General features: G+C 47.9%; 17 protein-coding genes. 4 read left to right on the top strand and 13 right to left on the bottom strand.

What is annotated here, in order from left to right; all coding sequences use genetic code 11:
• Nucleotides 1-40 precede the first annotated feature (40 nt).
• Nucleotides 41-529 carry a phosphate-starvation-inducible PsiE family protein gene (locus H6G50_RS19560; RefSeq protein ID WP_190720088.1) on the bottom strand — a complete coding sequence of 163 codons (489 nt, stop codon included), beginning with the start codon at nt 527-529 and terminating at the stop codon, nt 41-43.
• Between the two features lie 464 nt (nt 530-993).
• Here H6G50_RS19560 and H6G50_RS19555 point away from each other — a divergent pair, with 464 nt between their 5' ends.
• Nucleotides 994-1,257, top strand: coding sequence for a hypothetical protein (locus tag H6G50_RS19555; RefSeq protein WP_190720085.1), 264 nt, complete (start codon nt 994-996; stop codon nt 1,255-1,257).
• Here H6G50_RS19555 and H6G50_RS19550 read toward each other — a convergent pair.
• Nucleotides 1,217-2,947 carry a diflavin flavoprotein gene (locus H6G50_RS19550; protein WP_190720083.1) on the bottom strand — a complete coding sequence of 577 codons (1,731 nt, stop codon included), beginning with the start codon at nt 2,945-2,947 and terminating at the stop codon, nt 1,217-1,219. The genes H6G50_RS19555 and H6G50_RS19550 overlap by 41 nt on opposite strands.
• Nucleotides 2,948-3,313: 366 nt before the next feature.
• Here H6G50_RS19550 and petC point away from each other — a divergent pair, with 366 nt between their 5' ends.
• Nucleotides 3,314-3,847, top strand: a complete 534-nt coding sequence (gene petC / locus H6G50_RS19545; RefSeq protein ID WP_190720080.1) for a cytochrome b6-f complex iron-sulfur subunit — start codon at nt 3,314-3,316, stop codon at nt 3,845-3,847.
• A gap of 132 nt (nt 3,848-3,979) precedes the next feature.
• Complete coding sequence (gene mtnA / locus H6G50_RS19540) at nt 3,980-5,044, top strand: S-methyl-5-thioribose-1-phosphate isomerase (RefSeq protein ID WP_242032906.1); 1,065 nt, start codon at nt 3,980-3,982, stop codon at nt 5,042-5,044.
• A gap of 589 nt (nt 5,045-5,633) precedes the next feature.
• Here the strand turns inward: mtnA and H6G50_RS19535 are convergent.
• The 4 genes from H6G50_RS19535 to def all read right to left on the bottom strand — a co-directional run bounded on the left by H6G50_RS19535 (nt 5,634) and on the right by def (nt 9,999).
• Nucleotides 5,634-7,691: a DICT sensory domain-containing protein gene (locus H6G50_RS19535; protein WP_190720078.1), complete on the bottom strand. Its 2,058-nt coding sequence runs from the start codon at nt 7,689-7,691 to the stop codon at nt 5,634-5,636.
• Between the two features lie 232 nt (nt 7,692-7,923).
• Nucleotides 7,924-9,153, bottom strand: a complete 1,230-nt coding sequence (locus tag H6G50_RS19530; RefSeq protein ID WP_347239969.1) for a PrsW family glutamic-type intramembrane protease — start codon at nt 9,151-9,153, stop codon at nt 7,924-7,926.
• A 66-nt stretch (nt 9,154-9,219) separates the two neighbouring features.
• A complete protein-coding gene (locus tag H6G50_RS19525; protein ID WP_190720071.1) occupies nt 9,220-9,420 on the bottom strand; it encodes a hypothetical protein in 201 nt (66 codons plus the stop codon).
• A 15-nt stretch (nt 9,421-9,435) separates the two neighbouring features.
• Nucleotides 9,436-9,999 carry a peptide deformylase gene (gene def / locus H6G50_RS19520; protein WP_190720069.1) on the bottom strand — a complete coding sequence of 188 codons (564 nt, stop codon included), beginning with the start codon at nt 9,997-9,999 and terminating at the stop codon, nt 9,436-9,438.
• Nucleotides 10,000-10,171: 172 nt separating this feature from the next.
• Here def and H6G50_RS19515 point away from each other — a divergent pair, with 172 nt between their 5' ends.
• Nucleotides 10,172-11,113, top strand: coding sequence for a hypothetical protein (locus H6G50_RS19515; protein ID WP_190720066.1), 942 nt, complete (start codon nt 10,172-10,174; stop codon nt 11,111-11,113).
• A gap of 267 nt (nt 11,114-11,380) precedes the next feature.
• Here H6G50_RS19515 and H6G50_RS19510 read toward each other — a convergent pair whose 3' ends face one another.
• The 7 genes from H6G50_RS19510 to H6G50_RS19480 all read right to left on the bottom strand — a co-directional run bounded on the left by H6G50_RS19510 (nt 11,381) and on the right by H6G50_RS19480 (nt 17,418).
• On the bottom strand, nt 11,381-11,554 hold the full coding sequence (locus tag H6G50_RS19510) for a hypothetical protein (RefSeq protein ID WP_190720063.1): 174 nt from the start codon (nt 11,552-11,554) through the stop codon (nt 11,381-11,383).
• 99 nt (nt 11,555-11,653) lie between these two features.
• Nucleotides 11,654-12,055: a hypothetical protein gene (locus H6G50_RS19505; RefSeq protein ID WP_190720060.1), complete on the bottom strand. Its 402-nt coding sequence runs from the start codon at nt 12,053-12,055 to the stop codon at nt 11,654-11,656.
• Nucleotides 12,056-12,081: 26 nt separating this feature from the next.
• Nucleotides 12,082-13,059 carry a protein translocase subunit SecF gene (secF, locus tag H6G50_RS19500; RefSeq protein WP_190720058.1) on the bottom strand — a complete coding sequence of 326 codons (978 nt, stop codon included), beginning with the start codon at nt 13,057-13,059 and terminating at the stop codon, nt 12,082-12,084.
• A 50-nt stretch (nt 13,060-13,109) separates the two neighbouring features.
• Nucleotides 13,110-14,525 (bottom strand): protein translocase subunit SecD, encoded by a 1,416-nt coding sequence (gene secD, locus H6G50_RS19495; protein ID WP_190720055.1) that lies wholly within the window; start codon nt 14,523-14,525, stop codon nt 13,110-13,112.
• 196 nt (nt 14,526-14,721) lie between these two features.
• Complete coding sequence (locus H6G50_RS19490) at nt 14,722-15,705, bottom strand: alpha-ketoacid dehydrogenase subunit beta (RefSeq protein ID WP_190720052.1); 984 nt, start codon at nt 15,703-15,705, stop codon at nt 14,722-14,724.
• Between the two features lie 78 nt (nt 15,706-15,783).
• Entirely contained in the window at nt 15,784-16,242 is a 459-nt protein-coding gene (locus tag H6G50_RS19485; RefSeq protein WP_190720049.1) for an NUDIX domain-containing protein, read from the bottom strand.
• Between the two features lie 234 nt (nt 16,243-16,476).
• The gene (locus tag H6G50_RS19480; protein ID WP_190720046.1) at nt 16,477-17,418 is read right to left on the bottom strand and encodes a GDSL-type esterase/lipase family protein; all 942 of its coding nucleotides are present in this window, start codon (nt 17,416-17,418) and stop codon (nt 16,477-16,479) included.
• Nucleotides 17,419-17,872 lie beyond the last annotated feature (454 nt).

Here is a 17,872-nt window from a genome sequence, read left to right as displayed (position 1 = left end):
AATAGTCGAGAATTAAGAGTTGATAGTGAAGTGTTAATCGTTAGTGAACGCGATTTTTCGCACGTCTAGAAACTTCATGTTCGGGGTCGATTCCCTCAAAAGTAGGGGGAAGCCACACTCGCAAAACCATTAAAGTTCCAAGAACGAGTAAGAAAGCACAAGTCGCTAAAACTTGCGTCCAATTCGTTTCAAGAACGCCGCGAACGATAACTTCTCGAAGCACTGAAACAATCGAAACTTCCACTGCAACGCCAATCGAAACCCGCTGTTCTTGTAAGTAAATAATGAGTAGACGAAAGAGTTCGACTAAAATTAGCAGCGAGAGGATATCGGCAGTAACAACATGAAAATGAATCGGTGGTAGCATTTCCATAAACATGGTGCGAATTTCGAGAACCATGAAGCTGAATAAGCCGATGCACAAAGATATAATAATTGCATCTTGAACGAGTTCTAAGGCTTTAACGATGCGGTTAATGCTAAACCAGCTTTCGCGCTGTGAAGGGGATTTATCTGCGGTTTCGTACATTTTATTCTCCCAAATTGTTTGAAGTTTTTGATGCTTTTGTAGCCATCTCGTAGGGGCATAACACTGTTATGCCCTCTGAGGGAATCGTGCATAATCAATAACAATTTTTATTGAAACTGTTAAAGCTAAAAAAGATTGCTAGTGGACTGAATAAGCGAATATTTATTGGTGGGCAATGCCCACCCTACTACATCGACAAGCTTAATTCGAGGGGAAAAGAGATCGCTGAAATCAAGACTTAGCAAAAGGTTTAGGAATTACGTTACCCCCAATTTTAACCTTGTCGATGTACTACTACTTTTACAATGCGGTTAATGCTGAACCAGCTTTCGCGCTGCGAGGGGGATTTATCTGCGGTTTTGTACATTTTATTCTCCCAAATTGTTTGAAGTTTTTGATGCCTTTGTAGCCATCTCGTAGGGGCATAACACTGTTATGCCCTCTGAGGGAGTCGTGCAAAATCAATGACAATTGGTATTGAAACTGTTAAAGCTAAAAAAAAATTGTTGGTGGGCGCTGCCCTTTCCATCGCTTTTTGGGTCGGAATTCGTACTGAAGAAGCAAAGATTTTCTGGTGGGCATTGCCCACCCTACAAATCTGGATTTTGGAGCGAAGTTATAAACGGCATTGCCCACCCTACGAATCAACTTGTCAATTATCCATTGTCCATTATCAATTATCCATTATTAATAATGGTTTCCGACCTTGCGATGGTGAACGGCAGTAACGGCATCTAACTTAGAAACTCGTCCGCTTGAAACGTTGCTGTAAACAATCCAATGATCGCTGCATTCAATTCGGCTTGAAACTTCGCATTCAAGATAAGCTAAAGCGTCGGCAAGAATGGGAGAACCATTACTCGCTGGATAGGTTTTGATGTCTGCAAAACGATCGCAACCGGGCGGAAAACGCTTGAGAAAATGTTTCATCAAGCTGTGATAGTTATCTTCCTCGAGGACATTCAGAACAAAACGATCGCCGGGATGCAATAATGATTCGATCGCGCGTTCCTTCCCGACTGCAATCGCCACGCCCAAAGGACTCATACTCGCCTGCATTACCCAGGAAGCAAACATAGCGCTAGAAACCCCATCTTTTTTGGCGGTAAGGATATATAAACCCGTGCTAATTCGTCCGAGGGCGCGTTCGAGGTTGTTATCGATAAACTTAATCTCTTTAATCGTGCGATCGCGCGTTAACCATTGCCCTAAATCCGTTCCTGCTTCGTCGCAAAGTTGCTCGAGAGTCGCATCAACAGATTGCTTGACAAGAATCGGCGGAAATGCTTCAATCAAACCAATTTCTTGGAACTTATTTCGTAACGGAAAAATTGGCTCATCTTCGCCCGTCCCCGTCTCAAATAAACCAATCGATTGGCGATTGTGGGCAGCGGCTAAAATCGTACTCAAAGCACTTTGCGCGTTCGCGTCGGATTGGGGCGGCATTCCAATAACAAGTCCGGCAGCTTGAGATACTAATTCTCGTACTTCTTGGGGATCGGCAGCACTGATATCGAGGGGTTCGACTTTAACGCCGCTACGAGAAATTCCCCGCGCGATCGCGTTAGCTAATGCCTCGCTTTCTCCTGCTTCAGTGCTGTATAATAGCGCTACAAAAGTCTCTGCTTTCGTTTGTTCGGCGCTCCACTGCTGGTAAGAATTAACCCAAGTCGAAAGGTGATGATGCAACAGTGGCCCGTGTCCGGTAGCAATGGTTTCAATCTCAAACTTTTCAATGCGTTTAATCGCCGAGAGAACGGAACGCGCATTCGGCCCCATCAAACAATCGTAGTAATATCTAAAATCCCCTTCTACTAATTCTGGATCCTCGTCGTACAAGCGATCGTCGCAGTAGTGCATCCCAAAGGCATCGCAAGTATAGAGCGTCTTCGTTTTTTTATCAAAGCTGAAGATAGTATCGGGCCAATGTAAGTTGGGTGCGGAGACAAATTCGATCTCGTGTCCGTTGCCTAAATCCAAGCAATCGCCACTTTTGACGATTTTCGATTTAAAGGGCTGATGCACCATATTTTCGAGGAACTGAATCGCCACTTTTGCCCCAACAATGGTGACTTGCGGTGCGAGATTCAGCACGTCTTGAATCAAACCGCTATGATCCGGTTCTGTATGACTAACAATTAGATAATCTAAAGTTGAGAGGTCAATTAGTCTTTTTAAAGTATCGAGATAAAGCGTCTTGAATTTGCGATGGGAAGTATCGACAAGCGCCGTTTTTTCGCCTCGGATAAGGAAGGAATTATAAGTCGTTCCGTTCTGTAAGTCGAACTCAATATCGAAGCGATCGCGATCCCAATCGAGCGATCGCATCGCCGTTGTATTTTCGGCAATTTCTACCGTTTGTACCGTTAAGCGCCCCGTAGAAGGCGTTTCTGCTAACTGTCCTGTGAGTGCAACCATACGCTGCTGCTGCTCCTAAGTTATAGTTGTTACTTTTCTTAACTTCTATAGTCGGGCTAATTCCGGAATTTGTAAAATGCAGATTCCTGAAGGGAAAGATTATCGATTTGTATGTATCAGTTTGATAAAACCAAGTTAAGCTTATAAAAATCCCCGTCCCAATTGAGCGCGATCGGGTTGCAAGCTCGCCGCAATGAAGCTTTTGTCGGTTTTCAACTCCGGAGTCAAGCTTAAAGCGCTTAAAAGCTATATATCCAATCAGTAATGTTTGCGCTATACTCTACATACATAGAGCAATCAGCCGGTTTTGAACCGCGTTCGAGCGCTGAGAAGTGCTTTATAACTTAACTCCAATTTAAAAATATTGTGGAAAACAGTCTTCCTCTTGAATCTCCCACCTTGTCTCGACGGCAGTTGCTTAACTTTCTCACCGGAACGGTGGTTGCGGCAACAGCGAGTGCTACTCTCTATCCAGCCGTTCAATTCTTCATTCCTCCGGTAGAAAGCAGTGAAGATGGTTCGATCCTCGCTAAGGATAAGCTAGGCAATCCGATTCCCGCTGGGCAAATCTTAGTCGAAGCGGCGGGAACGCGCGCTTTAATTGCCGGTTTAGCAGGAGAACCGACGTATCTAACCCTAAAAGAAGATGGTACGTTGGACGAGATAGGAATTGTCAATAACTGCACCCATTTAGGGTGTACCTTTCCCTGGAACGCGATCGACTCGCAGTTTCAATGTCCCTGTCACGGATCTCGCTATACGCCTGATGGTACAGTGGTTCGAGGGCCTGCTAACCGCCCGCTCAAACTTGTTCGCGTTACCGTTAAGGACGAATCGATTTGGATTTCCCCGTGGAACGATCTCGATCCGCGCACGGGTGCAAAACCTTGGTGGACTTAATTTGTTGGGTTAGGAACCCGATGCGGGTTGAGTGTCCAACCGCGGAGCGATCGCCCAATCCGCTAAAATTGGGATGAACCAGTCCGAATCGATAAGTTTGCTTCGGCATTCCCTCAATCTTAGTTTTTTACAATGCCTAACGCGCCCAGTACAATGGCTTCCGGCGGAATCGATCCCATTCGCTACGTTGAGAATCGAGTTGTATTAATCGATCAAACCCGCATACCCGAAACCACAACCTATTTAGAAATCGATCGCTGCGAACAGATGGCCGATGCGATTAAAACAATGGTAGTACGGGGCGCGCCTGCCATTGGCGTTGCCGCAGCTTATGGAATGTATCTCGGCGCGCGGGAAATTAACACCGAGACTCGCGAGGATTTTTTCGCCCAATTGGAGGAAATCGCCGCACAATTGCGCCAAACGCGCCCGACAGCGGTGAATTTATTTTGGGCGATCGATCGCCAATTACAAGTCGCCCGCACTGCTACAGTACCGCTAGCAGAAATTCCCGCCCTGCTGCTAGAAAGCGCGAAAACGATTCAAACAGAGGATGTGGAAACCTGCCGCGCGATCGGCGACAATGGCTTAATAGCGTTGCCCTCGCAACCGGAGAAGTTAACGATTTTGACGCACTGCAATGCGGGGGCGCTAGCAACGGCGGGTTACGGGACTGCCCTAGGGGTAATCCGTTCGGCGTGGCGCGAGGGACGCTTGAATCGAGTCTTTGCTGATGAAACGCGCCCGCGCTTGCAAGGGGCAAAATTGACGGCGTGGGAATGCGTCCAAGAGGGAATCCCGGTGACGGTTATTACCGATGGAATGGCAGCCCACTGCATGAAACAAGGGTTAATTGATGTGGCGATTGTGGGGGCAGATCGGATTGCGGCGAATGGAGATGCGGCGAATAAAATTGGGACTTATGGTTTGGCAGTTGTAGCGAAGGCGCATAACGTCCCGTTTTTTGTAGCAGCACCGTTTTCAACGGTAGATTTTAAGCTGACAACGGGGTCAGAAATTCCGATTGAGGAGCGAGATTCGGCGGAGATTTATCAGGTCGGAGAAACTCGAATTTGTACGCCCGGTGCGGAGTTTTATAATCCTGCTTTTGATGTGACTCCTGCCGAGTTAATTGCAGGCATTATAACCGAAAGAGGGCTGATAAAGCCTGAAGATTTATCTCGGTTTTCTCCATGATTTAAGAATAGTGCTGTAACATTTTTCGCAGATTCATATTGAATCTTATGCTTGTTATAGCGCCAAAATAAAAGAGTAATTGACTTATACCAGATTGATGGGTCGCTGCATAGAATGAAAAGTAGGGTGCGTTACGCTTCGCTAACACACCGTTATCCTGATAATTTAGGAAAGTTTATTCTAGGCAACGCAATTTTAAATTGGTATTATACCCGTTCTCATTGATTTTGCACTGTTACCCAGAATTAGGGCATTGCGGTGCAATGCCCCTACAAATAAAATTTATTTATTGTATTAGGACTGAGAATTGGTATTATACCAATTGAAGATGACGTTGCATAGACAGAATCGACTCCCCTCGGTTTTGGGCTGAGATAATGGTGCGTTACGCTTTGCTAACACACCCTACTTTTGATTCTGACTGGACTCCAAACATCTACAAAAACATAGCCGATAAAAACTGAGAAACAGATCGGTTTTGGGCTGAGATAATGGTGCGTTACGCTTCGCTAACACACCCTACTTTTGATTCGACTATCGAAATTATTCTCCTGAATCTCCCGATCTGAAGAGAATTTTAAGAGACTTCTTATTGTCGCTTTTTCGTCCTTCTTTGGCGGGTTCTGTTGGCGGAAGGTTTCACGGAACTCGCTTCGGGCGCGCGCGCTGTAGCCCCATTCTGCGGCTCGATCGCGCCTTCAGCCAGCGGAACCGTAAAATAAAACTTGCTTCCCTTATCTTTCCCTTCGGAAACTGCCCAAATTTCGCCTCCCCAACGCTTAATAATTTGGCGGCAAATCGCCAACCCCAAACCCGTCCCGCCCGCAGTCCGCTGCAATGCGCCTTCTTCTTGATAAAAGCGATCGAAAACGGTTTCAAGACTGCTCGGTTCGATACCGCGCCCATTGTCGGAAATGGCAATTTCTAACATTCGATCGCGATTTACCCGAGCCTCGATCGCGATTCTCCCGCCAACATCAGTAAACTTACAAGCATTATCGAGCAATTTTGCGAGGACTTGCACCAGCCACTCGCCATCGGCGCGAACGAGGGGAAAATTGCTGGTGAGGGGGGCAATAATTTCGGGTAATTCTTGTTTTGATTTGCGCGCAAAGGTATTGCTTAAAGAGAGACTAATGCACTCTTGAATATTGAGGTTTTCTGGGTTCCATTCGACGCGCCCGCTTTCCAATTGGGAGAGGGTGAGAAAGTCTTGAATGAGTTTTCGCATCCGCTCCGCATCGGCAAGGCCGGTATGGAGCATAACTTGTTGCAAGTCAGCAGACATATCGGGTTCGCTGGCTAAACTTTCCAGACAAACTTGTATGGTAGAGAGGGGAGTTCGCAATTCGTGTCCGACGATCGCAACCAGATTAGAGCGAGTGCGATCGAACGATTCGAGTTGTTCGTTGAGCGCTTCTAGGTTAGCGTAAGCTTCAGCTTGAATCAAAGCCACGCCGACTTGCGTTGCAATGGCTTCGACTAAACTAATTTCTTCTTTTGTCCATTCTTCTCGCGTCGTTCCGCAGTGGTGCAATTCCACCATCCCTTGCAAGCGATTGTTATAAAAAACGGGAACGCACAGCCAAGAAGAAATCCCGTATTGCCGGATAAACGGCTCGAGGGAGGCTTTCGGGGCGTTGGCGAGGCGCGGATCTTCTAGGGTATCGCTCGCGCAAGCCGTTGCCCGACGCTCTAAAACTTCCCGAAACAGCGGATTTTGCGCCACGGGCCAAGTTTCGCCGCGCGCGGAAGGAGCCTGCGACCCCAAATATTCATGGAGGATCTTAACCGTTTGCGAGTCTTCCTGACAGCGATAAATAATGCAGCGGCAAACGCTTAAAACTCGCCCCAACTGCTCGACAGCGATGTCTAGGACTTCTTCGGGATCGAGGGATTCGCGAATCGCCACCGTCATCAGATGAATGAGGCGTTCTTTTTGCTCTTGGGCAGCAATAGAACGGTATGCTTTCATCAGCTTGTACTGACCCGCTTGTAAGTAGGTGACGAGGCGTTGCACGAAGGGATCGGGGTTGGTTGCGGGCGAACTCGATGCTGGGGGTAAATCGCGCATCTTCTGGCTGGGGGAAGCGCTTAAGAAAATGTCGCGCGTCTGTTGGAGTTTGGGTGCTAATTCCGGGCGGTAGAGCGAGATGCGATCGAGTAAAATTTCGGCAGCTTTTAAACTGACGGTGCGATCGAACGTCCAAATTCCTTCAAAGCGCCGACTGTTTTCGACCGGCGAAGCCGCAATTTCCGCCGGACTGAGCGCTCGCTCCCGACAAATCAAACAATTGGCATACTGGGAATTCAGAACAACCAAATGCCATTCCTGCGTTAAAGCATCGGCTACATCGAAAGCAACGGATTCGTAAACGCCCGAGTCATTCCGAAAATCGGTTTCTGGTGCGCTCAGCACGTACACCCAAGCCGTTTTCTCCGCAATCCTTCGATAGCGATGAGCTTCTTGGCGATAGTAACGCTCTCGTTGAAAGGTGGCAACGATCAGGGGGACGTTCGTATCGGCTAAAACTTGGTCTTCCATCGCGTGAGAGAGCGCGATTAAGGAAGATTTGAAGTACAGTTGAGGTCGCAAATCGGGAAAGAATCGCAGCAACTCTGTAAGTACAGAAGTTGAAATACTCATCGACGCGGGTTTTCTCCTTACACGATCGATCCGAGCCAAATTCGTAGGCTACCATCATTATCTTCAATCTTACGCTCCTTAAGGGGCATTGCTCGAAAACGAGCGCTATACAATTCTTTACTTAAAAAAACTTAATTATAAAAGCTTGAATTTCGACAAAGGTAGCATCGTTATAGGAATTTCTCTATCTCGAATAACTCGCCACTTATCGTCGGCGACAGAAGCGGAATTATTACTTAGAAAAACGAGTGGCAAAATTTTGCGATCGCGTTGGCGATAAAATCCTCGCCTTCAGAATAGCCGCCGCCAAAAACGCATAGGACATTACGCCCACCAGCGCTAACAACAAACTGTTGTAATAACCGCTCGCATTCCACAACGCATGAAGAAAAGAAGCCGTCAGATATCCCACCAATAAAATCTGGGTGCGCTTGCTCGCCTTGAGCGCGCTCAGTCCGATGAAATAACCGAAATAGCCGCTATAAGCCATATGACCGGCAACCGACCCCAAAATGCGCGGAATCAGCAATTGCAGCCCCAACAACTGCCCCAACCCTTCCCCGGATTGCAACCTCGTATTTTGAATAATTGTCGGGATATACTGCCCCAAGGTTTCAATCAAGGTAAAACCCACCGCAGAAGCCGCCCCCAAAAGAATGCCATCTAGGGGTTCCATCACCCCAAAGCGTTCGCGCAGCCGCGAGGAACCCTTGAGCAATTGTCCCAGTCCAAAGGCAAAGAGAACGGGTAGGGCTTTGAGCAACTCTTCCATCAGGCCCGCCCCAAAAAACATCCGCACCAGCAAAGCGGGAAAGGCTATTTTTTCTCCCGGTACGGGCAGTTCTCCGGGTAAGAGGACTCGGAAAATTTGGGCAAACACGATCAGGAGCGGACTGACAACAATTCCTGCCGTTGCCCATCCGACAGCCATTAAAACCCACCAAGGCTTTTCCTTGCCGCAGAGTTGATAGACGTAGTAATAGGCCGCTCCGGCGAGATAGGCAGCGAATAGCAGGTTAAAGGCGACGGGTTGCCCGACGGAGGCAAACATGAGAACGACAAATACCACCGTCACCCCCGCCGGGAGCAAAAAAGCTTTTTGCATTAAATCGCGGCCGGTGGAGAGGATGGGGAAAAGCTGTGTAAAGGTTACATAGTCGGGATTCGAGGTGTTTGAAGCATCTTCGACCTCAAAAATGAACTCCGGGCCGTTTTTACCCAGGCTGAGGCGATCGCCGTTTTGGAGAGGTTGGCAGCGATGCAAGCGCTGACCGTTGAGGTAAGTGCCGTTGGCGCTGCCGAGATCGCACGCTTCCCAGCCGTAGGACTGAGGGCGAATAGCTAAGTGACGGCGAGAAACGCCGGTGTAAATTTTCGGGTCGAGAATGAGATGACAGACGGGTTCGCGTCCGAGGATGACTTCTCGCGTTTCCGGCAAGCGATAAGGGGGGAGAAGCGGCACACTTCCCCCCCCGATTGCTAGCTGCCGCAGAGATGCCTTCCTTAAGCTGCTCATTCTTCTGAGGACTTATTGATTGGCTTTGGTATCCCGAACGGCGGCCCAAAATAAGAGGGCGCTGATGGGAATGCTGGCGATGAGAATGGCTGCGGTGGTTGAAGTGCCGTAGGTGGGGTGGCCGTAACCGAGTTCAAAGACCGAGCCGACTGCCGCGATCGCGGCAACGCAAGACCCCATTAAAAATACACCACTTTTGGGTGTCATGCCCATAATGACTGCAATCTCCTATGCGATGGGTTTGACGGCGCTAACGGAAAAGTTGTACTTTTTCAACTCTTCGGTTAAGGCTAAGCTGTTGGTGACGCGATCGACAAACAGAACGCCGTGCAAGTGATCCATTTCGTGCTGAATCGCGCGGGCGAGGAGTCCATCGGTTTTGATGCGCCGGGGACGACCGCTTTCGTCCTTAAACGCGACTTCAATTGCGGTGGGGCGCACCACATCGAGATAGACGTTGGGGATGCTCAAGCAGCCTTCTTGGGCGGTACACAACTCTTTGCTCGCGCCTTTAATTTCCGGGTTGATTAAGATTAAAGGTTGATTGGCGGGGTTATCCGGTTCGCAGTCGATGACGATTAATTGCTTGTTGGCGGCGACTTGGGGGGCGGCTAAACCAATACCGTCTTTACTGTACATGGTTTCCAGCATTTTTCGGGCCAGTTGGCGCACGCTGTCATCGACCTTGGCAATGCGTTTAGCTGGGGAACGCAGGACGCGATCGCCGAGATAATGGAGTTCTAGGGGGGGGTTTTCTAGCTTTTTCTTTTCGGGCGCGACTAAGGTCGTCATAGTGCCAGGGAATAATTAACGCAGTGACTTGGCGGACATTTCACAGTCTCGAGGGAAGCTCGAGAGCCGCTTGCTTTCTCTCAATCTTAACAGTTCTTTGCGTTTACGAGGTTTTCGCTGGGTGGCTGTGGGGTGCGATCGCTTATCATAGAAGCAATACTAGGCGGAGTTCATGAGTACATACATACCGGAGAATGTACAAGCGTGTATCAAAAATATATCAGAGCCTCTTGATGCCAATCTCTTTCTTTATAGCGCGGATATCAGTCAAGAAAATGCCGACCTATTTGTAGAGGTTGTTAGGAGCGTATCGCATAAAAGGGAAAATGCAGTTTTAGTTCTGGCAACTTATGGCGGCGATCCTGATGCTGCTTACAGAATCACCCGATTCTTGAAGCAAGCGTATAAGACGTTTACGCTATTTGTCTTTGGATATTGCAAAAGTGCTGGCACTTTAATTGCGATTGGAGCGGACGAGATAGTAATATCAGACTTAGCTGAACTCGGCCCTCTAGACGTTCAGGTTCTTAAAGAAAATGATTTCAGACGTTCGTCCGGTCTAGATTTACAGAAAGCTTTAGATGTTCTGAGAGATGAAGTTTTTAAAGCTTTTGAAGTTTGTTTTATTGAAACTGTTTATCGCTCGGAAGGTGTCGTTAATATTAAACTAGCAGCCGATATTGCAAGTTCGATGGCAGTCGGTTTGTTGACTCCAATAGCTGGACAAATCGATCCCTTAAGATTGGGCGAGCTTTCAAGGTCTATGGAAGTCGCTTACGAGTATGGTATTCGCCTTAACCCTAGTTTAGGAGGTAAGATAAAAAAGCTCGTTGATGGATATCCTTCTCACAGCTTTGTCATCGATCGTCAAGAAGCAAAAGGACTTTTTCCTTCAGTTCGCGAACCTAGTAATGAGGAATTAATTTTAGAGCAAATTCTAGAACAATGCGTTAGATCGCCTACTTCTGAACCTTTAATATTTTCTCTTGATGAATTCATAGAAGATATTGTGCAAGAGACCCAACTGAACAATATTCAAGATGGAGATAACGATGAAAAATCAACAAACGATGATAACGATGCAGAATATTTTCCATCAGAAACCGAAGATTGATGATACTTTGAGAAAAATTCAAACTTCGAGAACGATCGCTCCTTTTACTGGAAGTCGCAATAGTGGCTTTACAGAAAAGAAGTTTGTCACTAAGGAAGAATTTGCGAAACGTCTTCGTTCAGTCGATCTGAGCAAAATTTCGATCCCTGGTTACAGAGTTAAAGAGCGGTAGAAAACTAGAATACCGTACCAATATTCTAGTTTTTAAGAAAGATTGCTTAGCGAGCGCGCATATATATGCGCGCTCGTTATTTCTGCTTCAACCCCTCAACACCCCAATCCTTGTCCCGGCGGCGGTACAAAAAAGCTCTGCGTTGCAGTGCCTTCCCGCTCGAGTTGTTCTAGTTTTGCCAATAAAGCGCGCGCTTCTTCATCGCCCGTAGCGCTTTTTGTCGTTAAATATTGTCTGAGTTGCTCGACAAATTCCCTTGAAAAATACATAGATTTAATTGATAATTGACAATGGATAATGGTTGATACAATAACTTTTAAGTTGAGAAAGCACCGCTCGAAAAACTATCTGGCGCTAATCCCTATCCATTATTCATTATTCACGATCGACTTCCAAAGCGGATGATTTTGTCCCGTTGCTCGAATCCGCATGACCTGGCGCTCTAACTGCTGTCGATATTGAGGAGAAAACCCAAAAAGGTGACGGTAAGTTTGCGCGAACAGAACAGCCGCGAGAATGGCAATACAAAACCCCAAAGCCAGACTCGGAATGGGGTCAAAAATAAGAGTCGTGCGGACGAGCGCCCAAGTCAAATAATCCAACCCTAAAGAAATGCGATCGCGCAGCGCCCAAAGACTTAATGGGGCAAGAATCAACCAGCAGAAACCGACAAATAACCACCGGCGACGCAGCGAAAACTGGTAAAGTTTCTGGACTTGTCGTTCGAGGTCGCGATCGCGATCTACGGGTGCAGTGGAACGATCGTTCATAAAATTTGGGTTGGGTTACACAGCACTTAGATTTTATCGATGGAATTGGCAGGGCGAGTATCTTGAGGTGTTGCTACTGCAAGCGTTTCCCCCTTACGACTGCGCCACCAAGCCAGCGTTGTACTGGCAATGAAAATACTGGAATACGCACCCGAAATAAAGCCAATAATTAACGCCAGTGCAAAATACTTCAAAGTTTCGCCGCCGAAGAAAAAGATCGCAATTAACGGTAGCGTCGTCGTCAAACTGGTATTAATCGATCGCGTTAAGGTCTGATTCACCGCATCGTCAACGATATTTTGGATCGAATCTTTACCGCCGCGCTCTGCGATTAATTCTCGCACGCGATCGTAAATGACCACCGTATCATTTACCGAAAACCCCGTAATCGTTAACAGCGCCACCAAAAACAAACTATCCGCCTCTACTGCAAACGGCGTTAACCCGAGAAAAGCAAAAAATCCCGCCGTTATCATTACGTCATGGAACAGCGCCACAATTGCCAAGATTGCATAATCGAGCTTAAAGCGAAAGCTCAAATAAACCGCAATCCCAACAAAAGAAATCACCAACGCCAACAACCCCGCCGAAAACAATTCGCGCCCCACCGTCGGCCCCACCGTATCGATTTGAACGGTTTTCGGGTCGAAGCGCCCGATCTCCTTACTGAGAGCATTTTGTAACTCGTTACGCTGTTCGGGTTTTAACTCCTTAGTGCGCACGGAAAGAGTATTCCCGTCGATAACTTGAATTGTGCTTCCTTCCAGCCCTTGCTGGGCTAAAACATCTCGTACTCGCGCCACCTCAATCGGTTTGTCGCACTGTCCCGCCACCGAGCAATCGAGCGCCAGTTGCAGTCTAGTACCGCCGATAAAATCTAAACCCGGACGCAGCGGCGCATTAAACCGCGTATAAGAAATCGCCATTGCTGCAAAACCGGCGATGGTGGCAACAATCGAAACCGTCCACCATAAACGTTGCAGTTTAATAACATTAAGTCTCATCTCAATCAATTACGAATTACGAATTACGAATTACGAATTATTCAGCCTCCCTAAGACCTCACCGAAGCCGGTAAATTCGGGCAAAATAATTCCGGTTTTTGGCGCACGCCGGGGAAGCCCAAAACGACTAATAATAAAAGCGTTCGGCTGCACGTCAGCGCCGTAAACATACTAATCAGAACGCCGATAAACAGCGTCACCGCAAAACCGCGTACCAGCCCCGAACCAAAATATCCCAACGCGGCGCAAGCAATCAAGGTCGTAACGTTACTATCCAAAATGCTCGAAAACGCGCGGTAAAAGCCAGATTCGACCGCCCGATACAGTTTTTGACCGTCGCGCAACTCTTCGCGGGTGCGCTCGAAAATCAGCACGTTTGCATCCACCGCCATCCCGATACTGAGGATAAATCCAGCAATCCCCGGCAGCGTCATCGTCACGCCAATTAAAGAATAAGCCGCTAAAGTCAGCAGCGCATAAATCGCCAGGGCAATGTTGGCAATCAATCCCGGCAGCCTGTAATAGACTCCCATAAAGACAAAAACCAGGACTAATCCCGCCAATCCAGCGATAATACTGCGGTTGATACTATCGCGCCCCAAGGTTGCACCCACCGTGCGGTTTTCTACCACCGCTACGGGGAAGGGCAGCGCGCCGCCACGCAGTTGCACGGCTAAATCCCGCGCTGTCTCGCTGGTAAAATTGCCACTGATGCTAGCTCTACCGCCTGCAATCCCTTGGGCGGCATATTCGGCACTCACGATGGGCGAACTAATCAATTCGTCGTCTAAGAAAATCCCAATCGTGCGTCCCGTTCCAGCAATACTTTTAGTAAGGTCGGCAAATTTTTGACCGCCGTCCGGGTCGAATTCAACGCTGACTTGCCAGCTATCGCCGCCGGAAGTCGTTCCAAAACCTGCATTGGCGAGGTTTTTTCCCGTTAAATCGACAGGTTCAAAGAGATTGAGAATCGTTTCATTCGTTTTTTGAAGCTGGGCTTTCGCTTCAGCGAGGGCGGCTTCGTCGGGCTGTTGCTTTTTATCCTCCAACAGCACTTGTAATTTAGCCTTGGCTAAGGCTAACTCTTGCCGCCGGACATCAAATTCGGCTTCCGTGCCGGGTTTTTGCGGGCGAAACTCGAGTTTTGCCGTTCCTCCTAAAACTCGTTCTGCCTGTTGGGGGTCGCTGACTCCCGGCAGTTGAACGAGAATTTTATCGTTGCCAGCGGTTTGCACGATAGGTTCGGCTACGCCTAAACCGTTAACGCGGTTTTCCAGAACCCGTTTAACATCGTTAAGGTTTTCTGGGGTAATGCGGGCAGAACCTTCGGCGGGCTGCACTTGAATGGTGAGTTGCGCGCCGCCTTTTAAGTCGAGTCCCAAAGCGAGAGGCAGTTGAATGAGGACGACGATCGCGGCGACAACTAAGACTAAAATTAAAGCGATTAACGAGCGCTGTTTTTGCATTACTTAAATAGTAAATAGTAAATAGTTAATAGTGCATAGTGAATAGTTATTAGGGAAGCGTTACGGTTTGGGAGTTCGCGCTCAGAGCGAGTGGGAAGCGGTCAATTTTGCAATCTTCTCTCTATCGCGAGAAATACAAAAGTAACTTGCTGCCTATAAAACGATCCACCATTCACTATTCACTATTCATTATTCACTAAACTTGTAGCGCCATCATTTTTTGGACGGCTTCAACAATTTGAGCGGGTTGGACAATGGTTAAGTTTTCGAGGATGCCGTTGTAGGGCGTGGGAATGTCTTGGGAGGAGAGACGCACGACGGGCGCATCGAGTTCGTCAAATAGTTGTTCGTTGATGCGCGACATCAGTTCTGCCCCAATTCCGCCGGTTCTCATGCACTCTTCAACAATGATGACGCGATGGGTTTTGCGAACCGAAGCGCCAATTGTTGTCATATCGAGGGGTTTGAGAGAAATTAAATCGATGACTTCTGGGTCGAAGCCTTGTTTTTCGAGGGTTTTAGCGGCTTGGATAGCGTGATGGCGCATCCGCGAGTAGGTGAGAATGGTGACATCTTTCCCCGGACGCACGATTTCGGCGCGGTCGAGGGGAACGAGATATTCGTGGTCGGGTAAGTTCTCCTTAAGGTTATAAAGAAGAACGTGCTCGAAGAAAAGGACGGGGTTATCGTCGCGAATGGCGGATTTGAGCAATCCTTTGGCGTTGTAAGGGGTGGAACAGGCAACGATTTTCAGTCCGGGAACGGCTTGGAAGTAAGCTTCTAAGCGTTGGGAGTGTTCGGCACCGAGTTGCCGTCCGACTCCGCCGGGACCGCGAATGACGACGGGAATTTTGAAATTGCCGCCGGAGGTGTAGCGCAGCATTCCAGCGTTATTGGAAATTTGGTTGAAGGCGAGAAGCAAAAAGCCCATGTTCATGCCTTCGATAATCGGGCGCAGTCCGGTCATGGCAGCACCAATCGCCATACCAGTGAAGCTATTTTCGGCGATGGGGGTGTCGAGGACTCGCAGGTCGCCGTATTTTTGGTAAAGGTCTTTGGTCACTTTGTAGGAACCGCCGTAATGACCGACATCTTCACCTAAGACGAAGACGCTGGGGTCTCGCGCCATTTCTTCGTCGGTTGCTTCGCGCAGGGCGTTGAAGAAGAGAGTTTCTGCCATTCATCTATCATCGGTAGGAGTCTTTGCAATCCTATCATTTTTCAGTTCGCTCGACGCGATCGCGCTTCGCGGCACTGCCTATCGCGCGTAGAGTTCGGGGATGCGATCGGGGCGCAAAAAATCACCGAATCCTTGGGGTAATTTAAAATCGAGATGGGGACGCTCCCAAAAGTAAGAAAATATCATTCCCGAATCGATTCCTGACCCTCGAACGCGAAAATCCCAAATATTTGGCAAATCTCCTTCTGCGCGCAACAAAAAGCAGTGACGATAGGAAATGAGTTTGCGCGGTTGCAACCAGCAGCTTTCAGCCACGCCTAATTTCCGCAGAATGGTGAGATTTCCAAGTCCGGATTCTTCCAAAATTTCTCGATGTAAAGCGCATTCTAGAGATTCTTGAGGTTCAACGCCTCCCCCCGGAATTTGAATCGGAGCGTCGGGACAATCGGGATGTTTAAACATTAGCAGTTCGTGAAACCCTTCGCGATTTTGGCGGAGAATGTAGGCAGCGACTCGAACTGTCGTATCGACTTTCATGATTTAGGTTTGGGTGAAAGGCGCTAAAATAAGCTAATGAGAGACTACTTATAAACCTTTTTTCTTGAGACCTGTAGAGACGTTATATATAACGTCTCTACAGTCCGGAAACGTAGTTTTTAGTCTTCAGTAAGTGCCGTCTTTAAGGAGCGAGTTTATTAATTAAATGTCCGCATTTTACCGTTCTACCAAAGCTTAATATTTGCTTTGATAATAGCTTTTGATAACAATTTTTTAGAGCTTCGCTATTTGCTTGGAAATCGCGCCCACCACGCGATCTCGCACTTTTTCATTGCCGAGGGGACTGAGGTGAATATGGTCGCGGTACAGGGTTTTGGGGTCGGAATGCGCGTTAAAATCTACGAGGAAATCGAGGTAAAATATATCTCGCTTGTTGACAAATTGTTTCACTCTTTCTCGCGCTGTTAATTCGTAATCTCGCGGGCCGGGTTTGCCGATTTCTCGTAGTAACGGAGTCATGGCGAGGATGAGTTGGGAATTGTTCGCGCGCGCGATTTCATTTAAGTTTCCAATTGCTTCTAAGTTTATCCCGACGCGATCGCCCTCTTCTTTGTGAATTTCTGCTAAACCGGGAATCGGTTTTTGCTTGACAAAATATTTCGTGTATGCTTCAACTAATGCTAAAGGCGGTTTGCGATCGGGATAGTTGCGATCGCGCCCGACTTGCAACGAACTCGGTTTTGTCCCAAACAAGTCATCGGTATTAATCAGCAACACCACGACTTGCGCCCCAAACAGTCCGAAGCGCCGGACGTAAGCCAGTTCGTTGCGCGGCGACCAAGAATTCGCCGACGCATTCAACACTTCCACCGTTTGCCCGCCCTGTTGCAACTGTTCTTGCATCAAGTAGGATATGGTTTGGGCGCGATCGGTCCACCAACCGCCATTCGCCACAGAATCGCCCAGCAGCAGCACTCGCAGCGTTCCTTCAGGGCGTTCCCGCGCGACAGAAGGACTCCGCATCGAATATTCGTTAATTTCAATGCGATTTCCCATACGACGGAGGCGTTGATTGGGGGCGAGGAGATAGCCAATTTTTTCATCGGCAATATATAACGGCGGGTTGCCAAATCCCCAAATTATCTTCAAACTGAGTTCGGCGAGGATGAAGAGGAGAAGCGGGATTGCGATGAGAAGTACGAGTAAGAGTTTCACGCGATGAGTTCTTCTGGTTAAAAGTGCGTTAGAAGGATTTGTCTTTTGACTTATACCAATTCCCAGTCCTGATGCACTAAATTTTATCTGTAGGGGCATTGCACTGCAATGCCCTAATGAGTGCGGAACAGTGCAAAATCAATGAGAACTGGTATTACGTTTGAATGGTACTGAAATAAGAGTTGAAAAATCGCTCAAAGCATTGATATTTTGTAGGGTGGGCAGCGCCCACCAGCCTTAAGTCCGTGCCATTCGACTTACGTTTTACTCAACAAAAACTGACAGATATAGCAGTTTTCACATGAATGAGGTACACCCAGCGGGCGAATACCATTCGCCCCTACGGGGCGACGTTCAATTGCGAGGCGACCTCGAAATCCGCGCCCCTACCGATTTCATTTTTGAATCTGTACCTCACGCAAACGAAAAACGCCATATTAAATTTTATTCCTCA

Source organism: Oscillatoria sp. FACHB-1406, from assembly GCF_014698145.1.
In the GTDB taxonomy this organism is placed as follows: domain Bacteria; phylum Cyanobacteriota; class Cyanobacteriia; order Cyanobacteriales; family Spirulinaceae; genus FACHB-1406.
This window is presented reverse-complemented; position numbering and strand designations above follow the sequence as displayed.